The sequence below is a fragment of the Nocardia sp. NPDC058176 genome, from assembly GCF_042883805.1.
GTDB lineage: Bacteria > Actinomycetota > Actinomycetes > Mycobacteriales > Mycobacteriaceae > Nocardia.
The window spans coordinates 445,350-463,417 of sequence record NZ_JBHVVA010000004.1; the positions used below are offsets into that span (position 1 = coordinate 445,350).

20 protein-coding genes are annotated in these 18,068 nt (G+C 68.9%); 18 read left to right on the forward strand and 2 right to left on the reverse strand.

What is annotated here, in order from left to right:
* Positions 1 to 51: 51 nt before the first annotated feature.
* The gene (locus ACFVVM_RS23345; RefSeq protein ID WP_387621850.1) at positions 52 to 1,269 is read left to right on the forward strand and encodes a PucR family transcriptional regulator; all 1,218 of its coding nucleotides are present in this window, start codon (positions 52 to 54) and stop codon (positions 1,267 to 1,269) included.
* Here the strand turns inward: ACFVVM_RS23345 and ACFVVM_RS23350 are convergent.
* On the reverse strand, positions 1,254 to 1,526 hold the full coding sequence (locus ACFVVM_RS23350) for a DUF2277 domain-containing protein (protein ID WP_387621853.1): 273 nt from the start codon (positions 1,524 to 1,526) through the stop codon (positions 1,254 to 1,256). The genes ACFVVM_RS23345 and ACFVVM_RS23350 overlap by 16 nt on opposite strands.
* 74 nt (positions 1,527 to 1,600) lie before the next feature.
* Between ACFVVM_RS23350 and ACFVVM_RS23355 the strand changes: the two genes are divergently transcribed.
* A complete protein-coding gene (locus ACFVVM_RS23355) occupies positions 1,601 to 2,458 on the forward strand; it encodes a DUF1266 domain-containing protein (protein WP_387621855.1) in 858 nt (285 codons plus the stop codon).
* Between the two features lie 21 nt (positions 2,459 to 2,479).
* Here the strand turns inward: ACFVVM_RS23355 and ACFVVM_RS23360 are convergent, their stop codons facing one another.
* Entirely contained in the window at positions 2,480 to 3,415 is a 936-nt protein-coding gene (locus ACFVVM_RS23360) for a hypothetical protein (protein WP_387621858.1), read from the reverse strand.
* 275 nt (positions 3,416 to 3,690) lie between these two features.
* Between ACFVVM_RS23360 and ftsH the strand changes: the two genes are divergently transcribed.
* The 16 genes from ftsH (at position 3,691) to ACFVVM_RS23440 (ending at position 18,051) form a co-directional block, all read left to right on the forward strand.
* The gene (ftsH, locus tag ACFVVM_RS23365; RefSeq protein WP_387621861.1) at positions 3,691 to 6,033 is read left to right on the forward strand and encodes an ATP-dependent zinc metalloprotease FtsH; all 2,343 of its coding nucleotides are present in this window, start codon (positions 3,691 to 3,693) and stop codon (positions 6,031 to 6,033) included.
* A gap of 162 nt (positions 6,034 to 6,195) precedes the next feature.
* Complete coding sequence (gene folE / locus ACFVVM_RS23370) at positions 6,196 to 6,786, forward strand: GTP cyclohydrolase I FolE (protein WP_387622362.1); 591 nt, start codon at positions 6,196 to 6,198, stop codon at positions 6,784 to 6,786.
* Entirely contained in the window at positions 6,783 to 7,652 is an 870-nt protein-coding gene (gene folP / locus ACFVVM_RS23375; protein ID WP_387621863.1) for a dihydropteroate synthase, read from the forward strand. Before folE ends, folP begins: the two co-directional genes overlap by 4 nt.
* Positions 7,649 to 8,071, forward strand: a complete 423-nt coding sequence (gene folB, locus ACFVVM_RS23380) for a dihydroneopterin aldolase (RefSeq protein ID WP_387621866.1) — start codon at positions 7,649 to 7,651, stop codon at positions 8,069 to 8,071. The genes folP and folB overlap by 4 nt, the downstream gene beginning before the upstream one ends.
* The gene (folK, locus tag ACFVVM_RS23385; RefSeq protein WP_387621868.1) at positions 8,068 to 8,607 is read left to right on the forward strand and encodes a 2-amino-4-hydroxy-6-hydroxymethyldihydropteridine diphosphokinase; all 540 of its coding nucleotides are present in this window, start codon (positions 8,068 to 8,070) and stop codon (positions 8,605 to 8,607) included. Before folB ends, folK begins: the two co-directional genes overlap by 4 nt.
* Positions 8,601 to 9,074, forward strand: a complete 474-nt coding sequence (locus ACFVVM_RS23390) for a DUF3180 domain-containing protein (RefSeq protein ID WP_387621871.1) — start codon at positions 8,601 to 8,603, stop codon at positions 9,072 to 9,074. Before folK ends, ACFVVM_RS23390 begins: the two co-directional genes overlap by 7 nt.
* Positions 9,075 to 9,142: 68 nt before the next feature.
* Positions 9,143 to 10,249 carry a DUF6779 domain-containing protein gene (locus tag ACFVVM_RS23395; RefSeq protein ID WP_387621874.1) on the forward strand — a complete coding sequence of 369 codons (1,107 nt, stop codon included), beginning with the start codon at positions 9,143 to 9,145 and terminating at the stop codon, positions 10,247 to 10,249.
* 181 nt (positions 10,250 to 10,430) lie between these two features.
* Positions 10,431 to 11,345: a Rossmann-like and DUF2520 domain-containing protein gene (locus ACFVVM_RS23400; RefSeq protein ID WP_387621877.1), complete on the forward strand. Its 915-nt coding sequence runs from the start codon at positions 10,431 to 10,433 to the stop codon at positions 11,343 to 11,345.
* Positions 11,345 to 12,301 carry a pantoate--beta-alanine ligase gene (panC, locus tag ACFVVM_RS23405; RefSeq protein ID WP_387621880.1) on the forward strand — a complete coding sequence of 319 codons (957 nt, stop codon included), beginning with the start codon at positions 11,345 to 11,347 and terminating at the stop codon, positions 12,299 to 12,301. Before ACFVVM_RS23400 ends, panC begins: the two co-directional genes overlap by 1 nt.
* Before the next feature lie 14 nt (positions 12,302 to 12,315).
* A complete protein-coding gene (panD, locus tag ACFVVM_RS23410) occupies positions 12,316 to 12,735 on the forward strand; it encodes an aspartate 1-decarboxylase (RefSeq protein ID WP_302876420.1) in 420 nt (139 codons plus the stop codon).
* A gap of 18 nt (positions 12,736 to 12,753) precedes the next feature.
* The gene (locus ACFVVM_RS23415) at positions 12,754 to 13,536 is read left to right on the forward strand and encodes a type III pantothenate kinase (protein ID WP_387621883.1); all 783 of its coding nucleotides are present in this window, start codon (positions 12,754 to 12,756) and stop codon (positions 13,534 to 13,536) included.
* Between the two features lie 161 nt (positions 13,537 to 13,697).
* A complete protein-coding gene (locus ACFVVM_RS23420) occupies positions 13,698 to 14,294 on the forward strand; it encodes a cysteine dioxygenase (protein WP_387621885.1) in 597 nt (198 codons plus the stop codon).
* An 8-nt stretch (positions 14,295 to 14,302) separates the two neighbouring features.
* Positions 14,303 to 14,725, forward strand: coding sequence for a rhodanese-like domain-containing protein (locus ACFVVM_RS23425; RefSeq protein ID WP_387622364.1), 423 nt, complete (start codon positions 14,303 to 14,305; stop codon positions 14,723 to 14,725).
* Positions 14,726 to 14,907: 182 nt separating this feature from the next.
* The gene (lysS, locus tag ACFVVM_RS23430; protein WP_387621887.1) at positions 14,908 to 16,446 is read left to right on the forward strand and encodes a lysine--tRNA ligase; all 1,539 of its coding nucleotides are present in this window, start codon (positions 14,908 to 14,910) and stop codon (positions 16,444 to 16,446) included.
* Between the two features lie 115 nt (positions 16,447 to 16,561).
* Positions 16,562 to 16,924 (forward strand): Lsr2 family protein, encoded by a 363-nt coding sequence (locus tag ACFVVM_RS23435; RefSeq protein ID WP_302876424.1) that lies wholly within the window; start codon positions 16,562 to 16,564, stop codon positions 16,922 to 16,924.
* A gap of 500 nt (positions 16,925 to 17,424) precedes the next feature.
* Positions 17,425 to 18,051 carry an FHA domain-containing protein gene (locus tag ACFVVM_RS23440; RefSeq protein WP_071925943.1) on the forward strand — a complete coding sequence of 209 codons (627 nt, stop codon included), beginning with the start codon at positions 17,425 to 17,427 and terminating at the stop codon, positions 18,049 to 18,051.
* Positions 18,052 to 18,068: the final 17 nt, after the last annotated feature.

Sequence of the window (18,068 nt, forward strand, 5' to 3'; positions counted from 1 at the left end):
AATGAGGGCGCGGATTCTTGGCCGTTCACGTCAACGAAATCGGATCAACTTGTGCCTGGAGAACAGAATCGGGAAGAACTGCGCGGCTGGTTCGCGGAGTTCGTCTTCGAGCTGCTGCGCGCGCAGACGATGGAGGGCATCGTCGCCCGGCTCGACGCGGCCGTACTGGCCGGCGTCCCCGAGCTCGACGACCCCGACATGCGCCGCGATCTGGCCGCCAGCACCCGCGCGCACGCCAGGGTGGTGCTCAGCGGGCTGGCCAGCGACACCGCCGAGCTGGTGCTGCCCGAGGAAGCCCACGCGCTGGCCAGGACCATCGCCCGGCGCGGCCTCGACGTGCGCGTGCTGCTGCGCGTCTACCGGACCGGGCTGACCGAGGTGTTCGCGGTGATGACCGAGACCGTCGCGCAGGGACAGGTGCCGCCGGAGCTCGAGCGGGCGGTGCTGATGCGGATGTTCGAACGCTCGACCACCTGGATGGGGCTGTCGGTGGAGGCGCTGACCGGCACCTTCATGGCCGAACGTGAACGGGTGCTGCGCGAGGCGCTCAACACCCGCACCGAGCTGGTGCACGCGCTGCTCGCCGGTGCCGAGGTCGACGTCGACCAGGCCGCGATCGTCCTCGGCTACCGGCTGTCCCGGCGCCACCTCGCCTTCGTGCTGTGGACCGGCGACGCGGGCGGCGACGAATCGGCCCTGCTGCTGGACCGGGCCGCGACCAAGATCGCGTCGACCCTCGGCGCGAGCGGACTGCTCACCGTCGCGGCCAGCGCCAGCGGGCTGTGGGCCTGGGTGGGCGTCGAGGACGAGATCGACGAGCGGATCGCGCGGTGCGAGGTGCCGCCGCCGGTGCGGGTCGCGTTCGGCACGCCCGGCACGCAGGTCGACGGATTCGCGACCAGCCACCGGGAGGCGGTCGCCGCGCGTCGCGTGGCCGAGTACGGCGATCGGCCCGTCACCAGTTACCGCGAGGTCGAGATCGCCTACCTGGCCGGTGTCGACACGCCCGCGATGCGCGGACTGATCGCGCGGGAACTGCGCGGGCTGACCGGCACCGACCCCGCTGCGGTCCGCCTGCGGACGACGCTGCACGCCTACCTGCGCGCACACCGCAGCCCGGAGGACGCGGCGCGCCGCCTGGGGGTGCACAAGAACACGGTGCGCTACCGGATCCACCGCGTGGAGGAACTGCTCGGCCACCCGGTGGCCGAGCGCGCGCTCGCCTTGGAGATCGCGCTCGATTGTGTCGAGACCTACGGAGTCCGGTGAACCTCGCCATCGCGGGCGGCGATCCGCCGTAGTGGTGGTTCGGTCGGCGGCGGGACGCGGCGATCGGGAAGTTCGGCGAGCAGCGTCGTCGTGGCCGCGGCGATGGCGGCGACGGCCTTGTCGACCGCGGGTTTGGTGGTGCTGCTCAGTCCGGAGATGCCGCCGACTTTGCGCACATATTGCAAGGCGGCAGCGTAGATCTCCTGCTCGGTGGCGGCAGGCTCCAGACCACGCAAGACGGTGATATTTCTACACATGACAGAACAATAGACTGTGTGGCAGATCACGGCAGGACAAGAGAGAACCGCCGAACGGCACTAGACTCGGCCGCATGCCTGCCAGGGGAGTACCAGCGCTGACCACATTTCCCTATCCGGAACTGGACGAGCGCGAGGAAGACCACTGGTCCGGCGCCGGTGTGAGCGACGACGAACTGCGCGCACTGGCACTCGGTGCCTTCTACTCCACCCGCTGGGACGCCTTCCACGACGCCATGCTGCTCGGCCCCGAACGCGAACATCCGCTCGGTGACCGCCGCGAACTCGCCATCGACACCCTCACCGGCGCCTGGGGCATCACCGACGGCACCGAGGCCCGCGCCTCCATGGAACAGCTGCTCGAGGGCATGCACGCCCCGCTCTACGCGCTGGTGCATCCACTGGTCATGGCCTCGGTCAACGCCAGCGAGCGTGACCGCTTCGGTGAGCGCGCCGACCGGCACCGCGCCTTCCTCCGTCAGGTCGGCTCGTTCCGCGGCATGGACAACCCTGAGGCGCTGGTCCGCGACTACGACATCTGGGCCCAGGCCATCAAGATCGGTTTCACCGAACACCTGTCCCGCCCGCTCCCCAACGACATCCACGCCTGGGATCTGGCCCGCGTGGTCGCGGTCGCCAGAATGGCCTTCACCGCCGGCTACCTGGAAGCGGACATGGCCTGGGAGTACGTCATGCGCGCGCTACCGCCCGCCCAGCGCCGCTACCGCAACTGGCGCCAGTTCGGCGACGCCTACCTGGCGGGCTGGACCTACTGGCAGGCCACCGAGGACCTCGCCGAACTCAAGAACGGCGGCGTCGACCGGCGGATGGAACTGCTACGCCTATGGACCCGCCCGACCAGCCCGTGGCGCCGGATCGAGCTGAACGAGCCGGAACAGAAGACCGAAAGCGAAGCGGCCGAACCGAATTGATCGGTCCGGCCGTTCGGTGAATCAGAGACTGCGCAGAATGCCGCGGCCGTAGCGCTGGAACTGGGTGTCGTCGACCATGCCGAGCGAATGCCGCTCGACCAGGAGTTCCCATTCCGCGTAGAGCTGGGACACACCGGGATCGGCGGGCCCGGCGGCGCCGTCGGCGGCCTGCCTGCGCACGGCGAAATTGACCGCGCAGGTGACGCGTTCGATATCGGCGCGGTCGACTCCGGCGAAATGCAGCGTGCGATTGCCGTCGCTGACATCCATGCCCGAACCGCCGTGCCTGGTGTCGACCTCGCCGGGTGCCGAGCGCGCGCCCTCGACGGTGCGGGCGCCGAGAATCGCGGCCACGGCCAATTCATAGGCGTAGCGGTCGCCGTTGCCGATGGAGATGAACAGCAGCCGGGTGGTCGTCGCCGCGAGCAGGCCGGTGCCCGAACCCGCCGGTGCCGCCGCGACGGCGATGGCGGTCTCGAGCACGTATTCGTCCGGGGTGACGTAGCGATGCAGCGCGGTGACCGCCGAGCGGGCCTCCTTGCGCGGCGCCATCCGGCGCACGGCGCGCTCGACATCGGCGCGGACCGGCCCGGACTTGCCCCACTCGGGCGCGGGCGGGGTGAGATCGGGCGCGGCGACATCGATACGCTGGGTCGCCATGATCTGGTCGTTGATCCGGTCGACGATGCCGACCGCGGCGGGCACGTCGTGCTCGGCGATCAGCACGGGCAGCGGCGTACGGTCGGCGGGGACGCCGGTGAGCACGGGGGTGGGATAACGCAGGAAGATCTCGATCACCACCGCGTCGTCGGCGCGCCGGTTGAGACGCACCTTGAGCAGTTCGGCGATGGGCACATCGAGTACCCGTTCGCCGTCGGTACCAGGTCGCAGGACGGTCAGACGTCCACGGCCGTGGCGCAGAATCGCTGTGGGTGTTCGTAGCTCGACGATGTCCATACCCCCTGCGCTGTAGTTGTGTCGTCGCCCACGATATGGCGGGCATGACATGATTGTGGCCACTTGCAACAACCCGGTCGGGGCATTCGGGAACCTCTCCCGTTCTCCGACCGTTTACCAGTGCAACTGCACCAGCAGCCGAACTGCGCGATGTATCGACTAGACCGTACGCGGTAACGTGGCATGTCCGCATCCGAAACCCGCCGATCTCGACGCTTCGCTAGGCACACCCGGAGAAATAACCGGAAAGGACTGGGCCGTCCGGCCGACGCTCTATGAACCGCAAGACAGTGTTTCGCACTTTGGCGATCATCTCGGGCATCATGCTCATGATCTGGCTGTTCAGCTTCCTCAGCGATGACACGCGCGGCTGGGAGAGTGTCGACACCTCCGTGGCGCTCAGCCAGCTCGAGGACAAAGCCAATGTCAAGCAGGTGCAGATCGATGACAAGGAGCAGCAGCTCCGCATCGAACTGAACAATGGCAACGAGGCGACCAACGACAACACCAAGATCGTCACCAAGTACCCCGGTGGCGGTGAGAACTCGGCGAAGATCCTGGACGCGGTCCAGGCCTCCGGCGCCGAGTACGACACGGTGGTCAAGCAGGAGAGCTGGCTTTCCCAGCTGCTGCTGTTCATCGTGCCGATGGTGCTGCTGGTCGGCCTGTTCATCTTCGTGATGTCGCGCATGCAGGGCGGTGGTCGCGGCGGGATGATGGGCTTCGGCAAGTCGAAGGCCAAGCTGCTCACCAAGGACATGCCGAAGACCACGTTCCAGGATGTCGCGGGCGCCGACGAGGCGGTCGAAGAGCTCTACGAGATCAAGGACTTCCTGCAGAACCCGGCCCGCTACCAGGCACTCGGCGCGAAGATCCCGAAGGGCGTGCTGCTGTTCGGTCCGCCCGGCACCGGTAAGACCCTGCTCGCGCGCGCCGTCGCCGGTGAGGCGGGCGTGCCGTTCTTCACCATCTCCGGTTCGGACTTCGTCGAGATGTTCGTCGGTGTCGGCGCCTCGCGCGTGCGTGACCTGTTCGAGCAGGCCAAGCAGAACAGCCCCTGCATCATCTTCGTCGACGAGATCGACGCGGTCGGCCGTCAGCGTGGCGCCGGCATGGGCGGCGGTCACGACGAGCGTGAGCAGACCCTCAACCAGCTGCTCGTCGAGATGGACGGCTTCGGCGACCGCACCAACATCATCCTGATCGCGGCCACCAACCGGCCCGACATCCTCGACCCCGCGCTGCTGCGCCCCGGCCGGTTCGACCGGCAGATCCCGGTCGGCAACCCCGACCTGGCCGGCCGCCGCGCGATCCTGCGGGTCCACTCCGCGGGCAAGCCGATCGCGCCCGACGCCGATCTCGAGGGCCTGGCCAAGCGCACCGTCGGTATGTCCGGCGCCGATCTGGCCAATGTCATCAACGAGGCCGCGCTGCTCACCGCCCGGGAGAACGGTTCGCTGATCACCGGCGAATCGCTCGAGGAGTCGGTCGACCGCGTCATCGGCGGTCCGCGGCGCAAGAGCCGCATCATCAGCGAGCACGAGAAGAAGATCACCGCCTATCACGAGGGCGGTCACACGCTCGCCGCGTGGGCGATGCCCGACATCGAGCCCGTCTACAAGGTGACCATCCTGGCGCGCGGCCGCACCGGCGGTCACGCCATGACGGTGCCCGAGGACGACAAGGGCCTGATGACCCGCTCGGAGATGATCTCCCGGTTGGTGTTCGCGATGGGTGGCCGCGCGGCCGAGGAACTGGTGTTCCACGAGCCGACCACCGGCGCGTCCTCCGACATCGACCAGGCGACCAAGATCGCGCGCGGCATGGTCACCGAGTACGGCATGAGCGCCCGCCTCGGCGCGGTCCGCTACGGCCAGGAGCAGGGCGACCCGTTCGTCGGCCGCTCGATGGGCAAGCAGGCCGACTACTCGCACGAGGTGGCCCGCGAGATCGACGAGGAGGTGCGCAACCTCATCGAGGCCGCGCACACCGAGGCGTGGTCGATCCTGAGCGAGTACCGCGACGCGCTCGACGCGCTGGCGACCGCGCTGCTCGAGCGCGAGACCCTGCACCGCAAGGATCTCGAGCTGATCCTGGCCGATGTGGTGAAGCGTCCGCGGATCACCGCGTTCAACGACTTCGGTGACCGGCATCCCTCCGACAAGCCGCCGGTGAAGACCCCGGGTGAGCTCGCGGTCGAGCGCGGCGAGCCGTGGCCGCCGCCGGTGCCGGAGCCGGTGCCCAACGGCGCTCCGTCGCTGGAGAAGCCCAACGGCTACCCGCCGCAGCAGCCCTACGGTCAGCCCGCACCGCCCGCCGCCGGTTACCCGTTGCCCGCCGCGCCGACCCAGGCGTTCCCGCGCCAGGGTGGTACGCAGGGCTCGCGGCCCGACTACGGCGCCCCGGCCGGTTGGTCGGCGCCGGGCTGGCCCCCGCGCGAGGAGCAGCCGCAGCAGCCACCGCAGGGCCAGGGCAATCCCTGGGGGCGGCCGGAACAACAGCAGCCCCGCCCGGGTTTCCAACCGTGGGGCGAGCCGCCCGCCGCGCCGCCGCAGCAGCCTGCGCCCGGCACGGAACCGGAGAACAACGACTGGGAAGGGCCGAACGGCCGCCAATGATCGGCGGCCAACTACGCTCGACCGTCGGATGCCGGACGAATACCGGCGTCGACATGTGGAGGTGCGGAGAAGTTGTCGGCCAACAAGAAGGTCGCTGAGCCAACCAGCAATGGGTCGGGCGCCGACCCGGCCGGTGAACTCGGCGCGACCAGCCCGGCGCAGTTGACGGCGCTGGCGACCGGCCGTCCGTTCGATCAGGCGCGGGCCGAGAACGCGGTGCGCGAACTGCTGCTCGCGGTCGGCGAGGACCCCGATCGCCCCGGCCTGCTCGACACCCCGGCGCGGGTGGCGCGCGCCTACCGGGAGATGTTCGCCGGGCTCTACACCGAGCCCGACGAGGTCCTGGCGACGACCTTCGACGAGGGTCACCAGGAACTCGTGCTGGTCCGTGACATCCCGATGTACTCCACCTGCGAGCATCACCTGGTCTCGTTCCACGGTGTCGCGCACGTGGGCTACATCCCCGGCACGCACGGCCGGGTGACCGGACTGTCCAAGCTGGCCAGGGTCGTCGACCTCTACGCCAAGCGTCCGCAGGTGCAGGAGCGGCTGACCAGCCAGATCGCCGATGCCGTGATGCGCAGGCTGGACCCGCGCGGCGCGATCGTCGTGGTCGAGGCCGAGCATCTGTGCATGGCGATGCGCGGTATCCGCAAGCCCGGCGCGAGCACCACCACCTCGGCGGTGCGCGGCCTGTTGCAGACCAACGCCGCCTCGCGTTCCGAGGCGCTGGACCTGATCCTGCGCAAATGAGCGAGCCTCTCGTGGCCGCGCGCGACGGTCGCTCGTGTGTGGTCATGGGCGTGGTCAACGTGACCGCGGATTCCTTCTCCGACGGAGGCCGTTACCTCGATCCCGAGCGCGCGATCGCGCACGGTGTCGCGCTGTACGAGGCGGGCGCCGACATCGTCGACGTCGGCGGTGAGTCGACCAGGCCGGGTGCCGACCGGGTCGACCCGGCCGCCGAGGTCGGGCGGGTGGTCCCGGTGATCCGCGGACTGGTCGCCGCCGGCGTGCCGACCAGCGTTGACACCATGCGCGCCGAGGTGGCCGAGGCCGCGCTCGAGTCCGGTGTCGCGGTGGTCAACGACGTCTCCGGCGGGCGCGCCGACCCGAACATGGTGAAGGTGGTCGCCGCCGCCGGGGTGCCGTGGATTCTCATGCACTGGCGAGCCGGGGCCGACTACCGCCACACCGGTCCGGCCGACCATTACGACGACGTGGTGGCCGATGTGCGCGCCGAACTGGCCGTCCAGGTCGACCTGGCCGTCGCCGCCGGGATCGCGCCCGACCGGCTGATCCTCGACCCCGGCCTCGGCTTCGCCAAGAACGCCGAGCACAACTGGGAACTGCTCGCCGCCCTGCCCGAACTGGTCGCCGACGGCGCCCCGATCCTGGTCGGCGCCTCCCGCAAACGCTTCCTCGGCACGCTGCTGGCCGATGCCGACGGTCCGCGTCCGCCGGACGGCAGGGAGACCGCCACCGCCACCGTGTCCGCGCTCGCCGCGACCCACGGCGCGTGGGGGGTGCGGGTGCACGACGTGCGTGCCTCGCTGGACGCGATCGCCGTCGTCGACGCGTGGCGTCGAGCCACCGCTGCCCGAGGAGTCACCCGATGAGCACACATCTGCTGCCCCCGCCCGCCGACCGGCCCGCGTCCTCGCGGATCGAGCTGCGTGGCCTGCGGGTGTTCGGCAGGCACGGCGTGTTCGACTTCGAGCGTCGCGACGGCCAGGAGTTCGTCGTCGACCTGACGGTGTGGGTGGACTTCGCCGCGGCCGCCGCCTCCGACGATCTGGCCGACACCGTCGACTACGGTGCGCTGGCCGAACGTGCGGTGCGGATCGTGGCCGGTCCGCCGCGCGATCTGATCGAGACGGTGGTCTCCGAGATCGCCGACGACGTGATGGCCGACCCGCGAATCGAGGCGGTGGAGGCGGTCGTGCACAAGCCGTCGGCCCCGATCCCGCACACCTTCGCCGACGTGCGGGTGGTCGCGACCCGGTATCGCACGGTGGATCCGGGGGCGCGCCGATGAGCCGGGCGGTGCTCTCGATCGGCGCGAATCTCGGCGACCGGCCGGCCGCGCTGCGCAGCGTGCTCGACGCGCTGGGGGAGCGCGCGGTCGCGGTCTCGCCGGTCTACACGACCGCGCCGTGGGGCGGCGTCGACCAGGACGACTACCTGAATGCCGTTGTCGTGGCCGAGGATCCGAGCTTCGACGACTACGCCTGGCTGCGCTTCGGGCAGGAACTCGAGCAGGCGGCGGGCCGGGTGCGCCAGGTGCGCTGGGGTGCGCGGACACTCGATGTCGACGTGGTCCAGTGCACCGGCGACACCGGCGCACCTGTCGTCCGCGCCACCGATCCCACCCTGATCCTGCCGCACCCGCAGGCGCACAATCGCGCCTTCGTGCTGGTGCCGTGGCTGGATGTGGAACCGGCGGCGCGGCTGCTCGTCGACGGTGTCGAGGTGCCCATCGCCGACCTGCTGGCCAGGCTCGATCCGGCCGAACGGGCCGGGGTGGTGCGGACCGAGCTGGTGCTGCGCGACGAGAGCCCGCATCCGTGCTGAGACCCACCCGGCTGCTCGACCTCGCGCTCAACGTGGTGGTGGCCGCGGCGGCGGCCTGGGTCGCCACCCGCTTCGCCTACTCGACCTTCCCGTCCATCTCGGTACTGGCCGGTGCCTCGCTGCTGCCGGTCGCCGCGATCGAGGCGGCGCTCGGCTTCGTGATCAAGGCCAAGATCGCCGACGAGCGGATCGGTGACGGGCTGCGCGAGCTGCATCCGATCAATGTGGCGCGCGCGGTCGCGCTGGCCAAGGCCTCGCTGCAGGTGGGTTCGCTGGCCGCCGGTGTGTGGCTCGGCTTCCTGCTGTGGGTATTCCCACAGCGGGGGACGGTGGTGGCCGCCGCGGCCGATTCGCCGGGCGCCGTGGTGGGCCTACTGGCCGGTTCGGCCCTGGTTGCTGCGGCTTTGTGGCTCGAGTACTGCTGCCGGGCGCCGGAGGATCCGCCGGACGAACCGGCTACCACATAGCAACTTGCAGATGGAATCACCGTGGGCTTTGGTGGGCCGACCAGCCGATTCCGGCTACCCTGGCCCACATGGTTTCACCCTCCCGTAGCACAACGCCCCGTCGACGGCGGGACGACGCGGGAAAGCTCTTCGTCGGCCTCATCATCGCGCTCGGCCTGACAGCCAGCGTTTTCCTCGTCTTCAGCGACAACCTGCAATACGTGCGGATCGGCCTGGTAGCGGCCCTGTGGGCGGCGGTGATCGGCGCGCTCGCGGCCACTCGCTACCGCAAGGACGCCGCGGTCGACAACGCGAAGGTGCGCGATCTGCAGACGGTGTACGAGTTGCAGCTCGAGCGCGAGATCAACGCCCGTCGCGAATACGAGATGGGTGTGGAGGCGCGGGTGCGCGCCGAGGTCGGCGCCGACGCCACCGAGATCGCGGCCCTGCGCGCCGAACTCACCCTGCTCCGGCAGAACCTGCAGGTCCTGTTCGACGGCGCGCTGCCCGACGAGCAGCCCGCGCTGCAGGCCGACGCCTACCGCATCGACGCGCTGCCCAGCGGCGGCTTCGATGCCTTCGACGAGCCGGAACGCGATTTCGACGATAGCCCCGAGGATGCCACCGCCGCCTGGTTCGGTCCGTGGCAGCAACCGCCCAGCGCACTGAAACCTGTCTTCATGCAACCGGTTTCGGCCAATTTCGCCGATCCGTACGACGATCCGGTCACCGCGGAGACCTCGGCCATCCAGCTCGACGAATACGCCGAGACCCAGCAGCCCGAGCCCACACCGGAATCCGAACCCGCGAAGACGTCGAAGACTCCGCCGCCGCGCCTGTCCGCTCCGCACACCCGTCAGGTGAGCGACGAGGGCCTGCCGGTCGACCCGATCGGTACGCCGGCGGAACCCGCCGCAGCCGCCCCTGCCGCTGAGAACGCCCCCTCGGGGCCTGATGGGAATGCCCCTGCCGCGCCCGCTGGGAACCCTCCCGCCGTGCCCGCGAACGCCCCCGCCGCGAACGCCGTGACGGAACCCGAGCAGCCTGTCGCCGGCAAGCCCGTACCGGCGAAGCCCGCTCCCGCTCCCGCTGTCGGCACCAGCTCCCGCCGCCGCCGGCGCGCCGAATCCGAGGACTCCCCGCGCCTGTCCGTGGCCGACATCATGGCCAACCTGCAATCGGAGTCTCGTTCCTGAGCGCACCAGGAATGCGTTAGCGGACACCGCGATGTAGATCACGCTGGTGGCCCGTGGCGTGGCGTGTGTGTCGACCGCTACTCTCGACTCGTAACGTCTGGTACCTGCTCGGCAGGACTGGAACGCGAAAGTCGAGAGGACAACGTTGACCTCTAGAAGTGTCAATTCCGATGGCGCGAACGTGGGTGTTGACCCGGCGCCCGCACGGCTGACGGTGGGAATCGTCTCGGCGGGACGGGTGGGTTCGGCGCTCGGTGTCGCGCTCGAGCGCGCGGGCCATGTGGTCTTCGGTGTCGCCGCGATCTCCGATGCCTCGGTACATCGCGCGCAGTCCCGGCTGCCCGAATCGCAGATCCTGCCGATCGAGCAGATCGCCCAGCGCAGTGAACTGCTGCTGCTCGCGGTGCCCGATGCCGAGCTGGCGGGGCTGGTCCGTGGTCTGGCGAGCGCGCAGGTGGTTCGGCCCGGCACGATCGTCGTGCACACCTCCGGTGCGAACGGTGTCGGTGTGCTGGCTCCGCTCACCGAGCAGGGCGCGCTCGGTCTGGCCATCCATCCCGCGATGACCTTCACCGGCCACGACGAGGACATCGACCGGCTCGGCAACGCGTGTTTCGGCGTCACCGCGGCCGACGAGGTCGGCTACGCCATCGCGCAGGCGCTGGTGATCGAGATGGGCGGCGAGCCGGTCCGGGTCTCGGAGGAACACCGCACGCTCTATCACGCCGCGCTGGCCCACGGCAGCAATCACCTGGTCACCCTGATCGTCGACGCGGTGACCGCCCTGCGCGCCTCGCTGGCGGGCCCGGGCCTGCTCGGTCAGCCGGTGGTCGACGACCAGCCCGGCGGCCTGCCGGAACGTCTGCTCGCCCCGCTGGTCTCGGCCGCGCTCGACAACGCGCTGCGCCGCGGCAAGTCCGCGCTGACCGGCCCGGTCGCCCGCGGTGACGTCGACGCGGTGGCCGCGCACCTGTCCGCACTCGATTCGGTGGACGAACGCCTGGCCGCGGCCTACCGCGCCCTGTCATTGCGCACCGCCGAACTCGCCCAGACCAATCCGGCCCTGCTGGACCTACTCGCCGAGGAAGGCCACTGATGGAACCCGTAGAAGTCCGTCACCACCAGGGCGGGGCGAGGGCGACCGGCGCCTACAAGCCGGGCGCGCTCACCGTGCACCACGACCCCGAGGTCGTCGCGACGGTGACGAAGGCGCTGCGCGGCGCGGGCCGCACGATCGGTTTCGTGCCGACCATGGGCGCACTGCACGAGGGCCATCTGCAGCTGATCCGCCAGGCCAAGCGCACCAATCAGCTCGTGCTCGTGTCGATCTTCGTCAACCCGCTGCAGTTCGGCCCCAACGAGGACCTCGACGCCTACCCGCGCACCCTCGACGCCGATCTGGAACTGCTGCGCACCGAGGGCGTCGAGCTGGTGTTCGCCCCGAGCGTGTCCGACATGTACCCCGACGGCCCGCGCACCACCGTGCTGCCCGGCCCGCTCGGTGCCGATCTCGACGGCGGCACCCGCCCGACGCATTTCGCCGGGATGCTGACCGTCGTGGCGAAGCTGCTGCAGATCACCCACGCTTCCGAGGCGTACTTCGGGGAGAAGGATTACCAGCAGCTCACCCTGATCCGGCAGCTGGTGCGCGACCTGAACTTCGACGTGAAGATCGTCGCCTACCCCACGGTCCGCGAGCCCGACGGCCTCGCGCTGTCCTCGCGCAACCGCTACCTCGACGCGTCCGAACGCGAATCGGCGCTCGCCCTCTCGGCGGCGCTGGCCGCGGGCAGGCACGCGGCCGGCCTCGGCCCGGAGGCGGTCGTCGCGGCGGCGCGCGGCGTGCTCGACACCGTCGACGGCGTCGACCTGGAATACCTCGAACTGCGCGATGCCAACCTCGGCCCCGCCCCCACCGCGGGCAATGCCCGGCTCCTGGTCGCGGCCAGGGTCGGCCAGACCCGCCTGATCGACAACGCTCCCCTCGTCCTCGGCGCCCAGATCGACGGGCATCCCGACGCGAACTCCCTGCCTGCCTCGCAGGCGCAGTAAGAAAGGCGACGCTGATGTTGCGCACCATGATGAAGTCGAAGATCCACCGCGCCACGGTGACCCACGCCGACCTGCACTATGTGGGCTCGGTGACCGTCGACCAGGATCTGCTCGACGCCGCCGATCTGCTCGAGGGCGAGCAGGTCTGCATCGTCGACATCGACAACGGCGCCCGCCTCGAGACCTACGTGATCGCGGGCGAGCGCGGCTCGGGCGTGATCGGGATCAACGGCGCCGCCGCCCATCTCGTGCACCCCGGTGACCTGGTCATCCTGATCGCCTACGGCCAGCTCGACGAGGCCGAACTGCGCGACTACGCGCCCAAGGTGGTCTTCGTCGACGAGCGCAATCGCCCGGTGGAGCTCGGTGCCGATCCGGCGCACGCGCCCGAGGGCTCCGGCCTCACCTCCCCGCGCTCGCTGTCGTTCGCCTGAGCGCGGCGGGGGGACGAGATGCTGCTGACGATCGACGTCCGCAACACCGGCATCGAGCTGGGCCTGTTCACCGGCAGCGGTGAGCACGCGAAGCTGGTGCGGCAGTGGCGGATCCACACCAACCCGCTGATCACCGCCGACGAGTTCGCCATGCAGGTGCGCGGCCTGGTCGGCGCGGAGCTCGACCAGGTGGTCGGTGTCTCGGCGCTGTCGACGGTGCCGCCGGTGCTGCGGGAACTGCGCATCATGCTCGCGCGGTACTGGGATCACGTGCCGCACGTGCTGGTCGAGCCGGGGGTGCGGACCGGCATTCCGCTGCTGGTCGACAATCCCAAGGAGGTCGGTGCCGACCGCATCGTCAACTGCCTCGCCGCGTTCCGCCGCTTCGGCGGTCCGGCGATCGTGGTCGATTTCGGCACCGCGACCTGCGTCGACCTGATCTCGGCCAAGGGCGAGTTCCTCGGTGGTGTGATCGCACCCGGCGTCGAGGTCTCCACCGAGGCGCTGGTCGAGCGCAGCGCGCTGCGCCGCGTCGAGCTGGCCCGGCCGCGTTCGGTGCTCGGCAAGAACAGCATGGAATGCATCCAGTCCGGCGCCGTGTTCGGTTTCGCCGGTCTGGTCGACGGCCTGGTCGACCGCATCCGCGACGAGTTCGACGCCTTCGCCGGTACCGATGTCACCGTGGTGGCCACCGGTGCGGGCGCGCCGCTGATCGTCCCGGAATCGGAGACCATCGACCAGCACGAGCCGCACCTGACCCTGACCGGCCTGCGGCACGTCTACGAGCGCAACAAGAAGTGACATCTGTGGTGCGCGTCATTTTCGCTCGAGCTGAGCGGCCTGCTAAACTCACGCTTGTGTATTTCCGTGTGAGCACCCAGGAGTGTTGTCGAGGCTGACCTGCCTCGACCGTTCGAGGCTGACGTTTCCCTCGACCGATCTCACCTCCTGGAGATGCGCTCATGCGTTCCTCTGTTCTTTCCCTTTCCTCCGCGCGTGACGACTACTCCGCGACACCCCCGCTCGACCGGGCGGTGGCTTCGGCGTTGCCGACCCGGCTGCGGCCCGCCGACCTGCTGCGACTCACCGACGAGGGCGCCGAAGACGTCCTGGCCGGTCGCTTCGATCACCTGCTCCCCGCCGACGGCATCTGGCCCGCCGACGAACGCTGGGCGACACGACTGTCACATGACGACGAGGTCGACGTCTGGCTGATCAGCTGGACCCCGGGAAAATCCACCGAATTACACGATCACGCCGGTTCCCTCGGCGCGCTCACCGTGCTCAGCGGCGCGCTCTCGGAATTCCGCTGGAATGGCACGGAGTTGCGCAGGCGAACCCTCGCCGCCGGTGATCAGGCGTCGTTCCCGATCGGCTGGGTGCACGATGTCGTGCGCGCGCCCGCCGCCGCCGAATCGGTCGGTCCGCTGGATCCCACGCTGAGCGTGCACGCCTATTCCCCGCCCTTGTCGGCGATGTCGTATTACGAGGTGACCGGTCACGGCACCCTGCGGCGAACCAAAACCGTCCTCACCGACCAGCCCGAAGGTGACCTGTGATGAGTCGTTTGACGATTGATCAGATGCTCGACAACGCCCGCGCCCAGCTACGCAGGCTCTACGTCTACGACGTGCCCGCCGCATTGGCCAGGGGCGCGATTCTGGTCGACATCCGGCCCGCCGCCCAGCGGGTGCGCGAAGGATCGTTGCCCGGCGCGCTCGTGATCGAACGCAATGTCCTGGAATGGCGGCTCGATCCGACCTCCTCGGCGCGTTTGTCGCTGGCCGCCGATCACGACGTGGAATGGATCATCTTCTGCTCGGAGGGATACACCTCGAGTTTGGCCGCGGCTTCGCTGCAGCAGCTCGGTTTGCACCGGGCCACCGATCTGATCGGCGGATACCAGGCGTTGAAGTCGGCGGGCCTGTTGACCGTCGGTGTCGGCGTCCCGCACTTCGCGCGCGAGTTAGATGCCCTGGCCTCGCTCTGAACGACGCCTTCTCCCAACGTTTTTCCGCAGGTACGCCCGGATCGAAGCATGATCCGGGCGTACTGCTGTGTGACGCAGCTTTCACCGCGGCGTGGATTGATCGCCGGCGGCGCCGGTTTCGGCGGCTGTCGAGGGCGGGCGGCGCGCAAATCAATTTCCGGCGCCCGCTACTGTTATCGGATGTGAGCACCCCTAACCCCGCCGAGCCCGGCCGCGCCGTCAGTTCCGCTGTGGACAGTGATGTCCCCGAGCAGGTACGGATTCGCCGAGAGAAGCGGGAAAGGCTGCTCTCGGGCGGCGGGGAGGCCTATCCGGTGGTGGTGCCGCGCACCCACACGCTGGCCGAAATTCGGGCCGCCTACCCGGATCTGGAACCCGACACCCAGACCGGCCTGCAGGCCGGTGTCGCCGGGCGCGTCATTTTCGTCCGCAATACCGGCAAGCTGTGTTTCGCCACCCTGCAGGAGGGCGACGGCACCAAGCTGCAGGCGATGATCAGCCTCAACGGTGTCGGCGCCGACGCGCTGGCCGCCTGGAAGGCCGATGTCGACCTCGGCGACTTCGTCTTCGTGCACGGCGAGGTCATCTCCTCGCGCACCGGTGAATTGAGCGTCATGGCCGATTCCTGGTCGATGGCGGCCAAGGCGCTGCGGCCGCTGCCGGTGGCGCACAAGGAGATGAACGAGGAGTCGCGGGTCCGGCAGCGCTATGTGGACCTGATCGTGCGTCCCGAGGCCAGGGAAATGGCCCGTACCCGCGTGAACGTGGTCCGCGCGCTGCGCACCGCGCTCGAGCGCCGCGGTTTCCTCGAGGTCGAGACCCCGATGCTGCAGACCATCCACGGTGGTGCCGCCGCGCGCCCGTTCGTCACCAACTCCAATGCCCTCGACATGGAGTTGTTCCTGCGTATCGCGCCGGAACTGTTCCTCAAGCGCTGCGTGGTCGGCGGCCTGGAGAAGGTCTTCGAGATCAACCGGAACTTCCGCAACGAAGGCGCCGACTCGACCCATTCTCCCGAGTTCGCGATGCTGGAAACCTACGAGGCGTACGGCACGTATGACGACTCCGCGACGATGACCCGGGAATTGATCCAGGAAGTCGCGCAGGAGGCATTCGGCACCCTGCGTGTGACCCTCGCCGACGGCACCGAATATGATCTCGGTGGCGAGTGGACGACCGTCGAGATGTATCCCTCGCTGTCGGAGTCGATCGGTGTGGAGGTCACTCCGGAAACCACTGTCGAGGAATTGCTGGCACTCGCCGAACAGGTCGGTCTGGAAATTCCGGCGGGCAAGGGCTACGGTCACGGCAAACTGGTCGAAGAACTGTGGGAACACGCGTATGGCGACAAGCTGTACGCGCCGACTTTCGTCCGCGACTTCCCGGTCGAGACTTCACCGCTGACCCGTCAGCATCGCAGCAAGTCCGGCGTCACCGAGAAGTGGGACCTCTATGTTCGCGGCTTCGAGTTGGCCACGGGCTATTCGGAGTTGGTCGACCCGGTGATCCAGCGGGAACGGTTCGTCGATCAGGCGAGGCTGGCCGCCGCGGGCGACGATGAGGCGATGGTGCTCGACGAAGACTTCCTTGCCGCGATGGAACACGGTATGCCGCCGACCACCGGAACCGGTATGGGAATCGATCGCTTGTTGATGGCACTCACTGGTTTGGGAATCCGGGAAACGATCCTGTTCCCCATTGTGCGGCCGACTAGTCGCTGACCAGTGAATTTGCGGGGCGAAGGCCCCGTGTTGGAAATTTCGTAATTCGGGGTATTCTTGCCTCGGGTATTCGGCCTGGAGGCAGGCTTGACGATTTCGAGAGGACGCTCATCTCATGGCAAAGAAGGTCACCGTTAGCCTGATCGACGATGTCGACGGTGAGTCCATCGCGGACGAGACCATCGAGTTCGCTATCGATGGGGTGTCGTACGAGATCGACCTGTCGGAGGCAAATGCGGCGCGCCTGCGCGAAGGCCTGGACGAGTGGGTCGCCAACGCGCGCCGCGTGAGTGGCCGTCGCCGGGTGAAGGCAGCCGGTGCGCCCGCGCCGCAGGGCAAGAGCCGCGTTTCCATGGACCGCGAACAGAGCGCCGCAATTCGTGAATGGGCCCGCCGCAAGGGGCACAAGGTGTCTGCGCGTGGGCGTATCTCGGCCGACATCACCGAGGCTTACAACAAAGAGGTCGGCAAGGGCTGAGATATTGGCGGCGCGGGCGCCGCGTGTTCGCGGCCGTCCCGACGATCAGGCACCGTTGCTTGCTCCTTCGTCGCGTACGCAACGGCGCCTGATCGTCGGGACGGCCGCGAACCGGCCGACTGCGTCGGCCGTCCCCTCCTCAGGGTCGGGGAGGGCGGGGTCGGGTCGGGTCGGGATCTTGAAATATTGTTTGCCATCACGTGATTCGTGAGCTCGGGTGGGGAGTTCGCGGGCGCGGGGTGGCTTTTTGGTGTCTTGGGGGTCGGGGTGTGGGCTGGAGCCAACGCGTGTTGGTTGGCCCAGGAGCCGAGGGGCGGGGCGTTAGACTGACTGACGTGCTTACGGTGTTTCGACTCAGTGCTGTCGGGTGTCCCGACCCGATTTCGGGCGCACATGGGTAACTCACCGGGCACGGGCCAACTCGCCCCACACATCCCGCCAGCCGCCAACGCCACGGCCGACGCACCTGAGTCCGGCCAGAATCGCGGAGAGGCGGCACAGTGACTGCGTTTGTCGGGTCGTTTCTTCGGTACACCGATGACACCGGGCGTCAGCACGAGTTGTCGCTGGAGCCGGAGCGGCAGCGGTTCACCATCGGGCGCAATGTGCAGGCCGACCTGGTGCTCGGCTGGGACGCGGAGGTCTCCCGCCTGCACGCGGCGGTCGAGTACCTGGGCGCGCACTGGACGATCGTCGATGACGGGCTGTCGCGGAACGGGACGTTCGTCAACGGGGAACGGTTGGTCGGTCGGCGGCGGTTGAGTCCGGGGGACCGGATTCGGGTGGGGACCACGCTGGTGCACTTCTTCGATTTCGGTGGCGTGGTGGACGACGCGACGCATACGGCGTCGGGGACGACGATTCCGACGATGCGCTCGCTCACCGAGACCCAGCGGGCGGTGCTGATCGCGCTGTGCCGGCCGTACAAGCACGGGACGGGGTTCGCCACGCCCGCGTCGAATCAGCAGATCGCCGAGGAGCTGTTCCTGTCGATCGATGCGATCAAGACGCATCTGCGGGCGCTGTTCGCGAAGTTCGGGGTGGAGAATCTGCCGCAGAATCAGAAGCGCACGCGGCTGGCGGCGCTGGCGATGCAGAGCGGGATGATCTCCGATCACGATCTGTGAGCCGATCGCGTAGGTCG

What these genes read in the sequence shown, in the direction of transcription:
- ACFVVM_RS23360 (WP_387621858.1), bottom strand. Translation starts at nt 3,415, where the DNA reads ATGGACATCGTCGAGCTACGAACACCCACAGCGATTCTGCGCCACGGC.
- folP (WP_387621863.1), top strand. Translation starts at nt 6,783, where the DNA reads ATGAGCGAGCCTCTCGTGGCCGCGCGCGACGGTCGCTCGTGTGTGGTC.
- ACFVVM_RS23350 (WP_387621853.1), bottom strand. Translation starts at nt 1,526, where the DNA reads ATGTGTAGAAATATCACCGTCTTGCGTGGTCTGGAGCCTGCCGCCACC.
- ftsH (WP_387621861.1), top strand. Translation starts at nt 3,691, where the DNA reads ATGAACCGCAAGACAGTGTTTCGCACTTTGGCGATCATCTCGGGCATC.
- folB (WP_387621866.1), top strand. Translation starts at nt 7,649, where the DNA reads ATGAGCACACATCTGCTGCCCCCGCCCGCCGACCGGCCCGCGTCCTCG.
- ACFVVM_RS23415 (WP_387621883.1), top strand. Translation starts at nt 12,754, where the DNA reads ATGCTGCTGACGATCGACGTCCGCAACACCGGCATCGAGCTGGGCCTG.
- ACFVVM_RS23420 (WP_387621885.1), top strand. Translation starts at nt 13,698, where the DNA reads ATGCGTTCCTCTGTTCTTTCCCTTTCCTCCGCGCGTGACGACTACTCC.
- ACFVVM_RS23355 (WP_387621855.1), top strand. Translation starts at nt 1,601, where the DNA reads ATGCCTGCCAGGGGAGTACCAGCGCTGACCACATTTCCCTATCCGGAA.
- ACFVVM_RS23395 (WP_387621874.1), top strand. Translation starts at nt 9,143, where the DNA reads ATGGTTTCACCCTCCCGTAGCACAACGCCCCGTCGACGGCGGGACGAC.
- panC (WP_387621880.1), top strand. Translation starts at nt 11,345, where the DNA reads ATGGAACCCGTAGAAGTCCGTCACCACCAGGGCGGGGCGAGGGCGACC.
- panD (WP_302876420.1), top strand. Translation starts at nt 12,316, where the DNA reads ATGTTGCGCACCATGATGAAGTCGAAGATCCACCGCGCCACGGTGACC.
- folK (WP_387621868.1), top strand. Translation starts at nt 8,068, where the DNA reads ATGAGCCGGGCGGTGCTCTCGATCGGCGCGAATCTCGGCGACCGGCCG.
- ACFVVM_RS23435 (WP_302876424.1), top strand. Translation starts at nt 16,562, where the DNA reads ATGGCAAAGAAGGTCACCGTTAGCCTGATCGACGATGTCGACGGTGAG.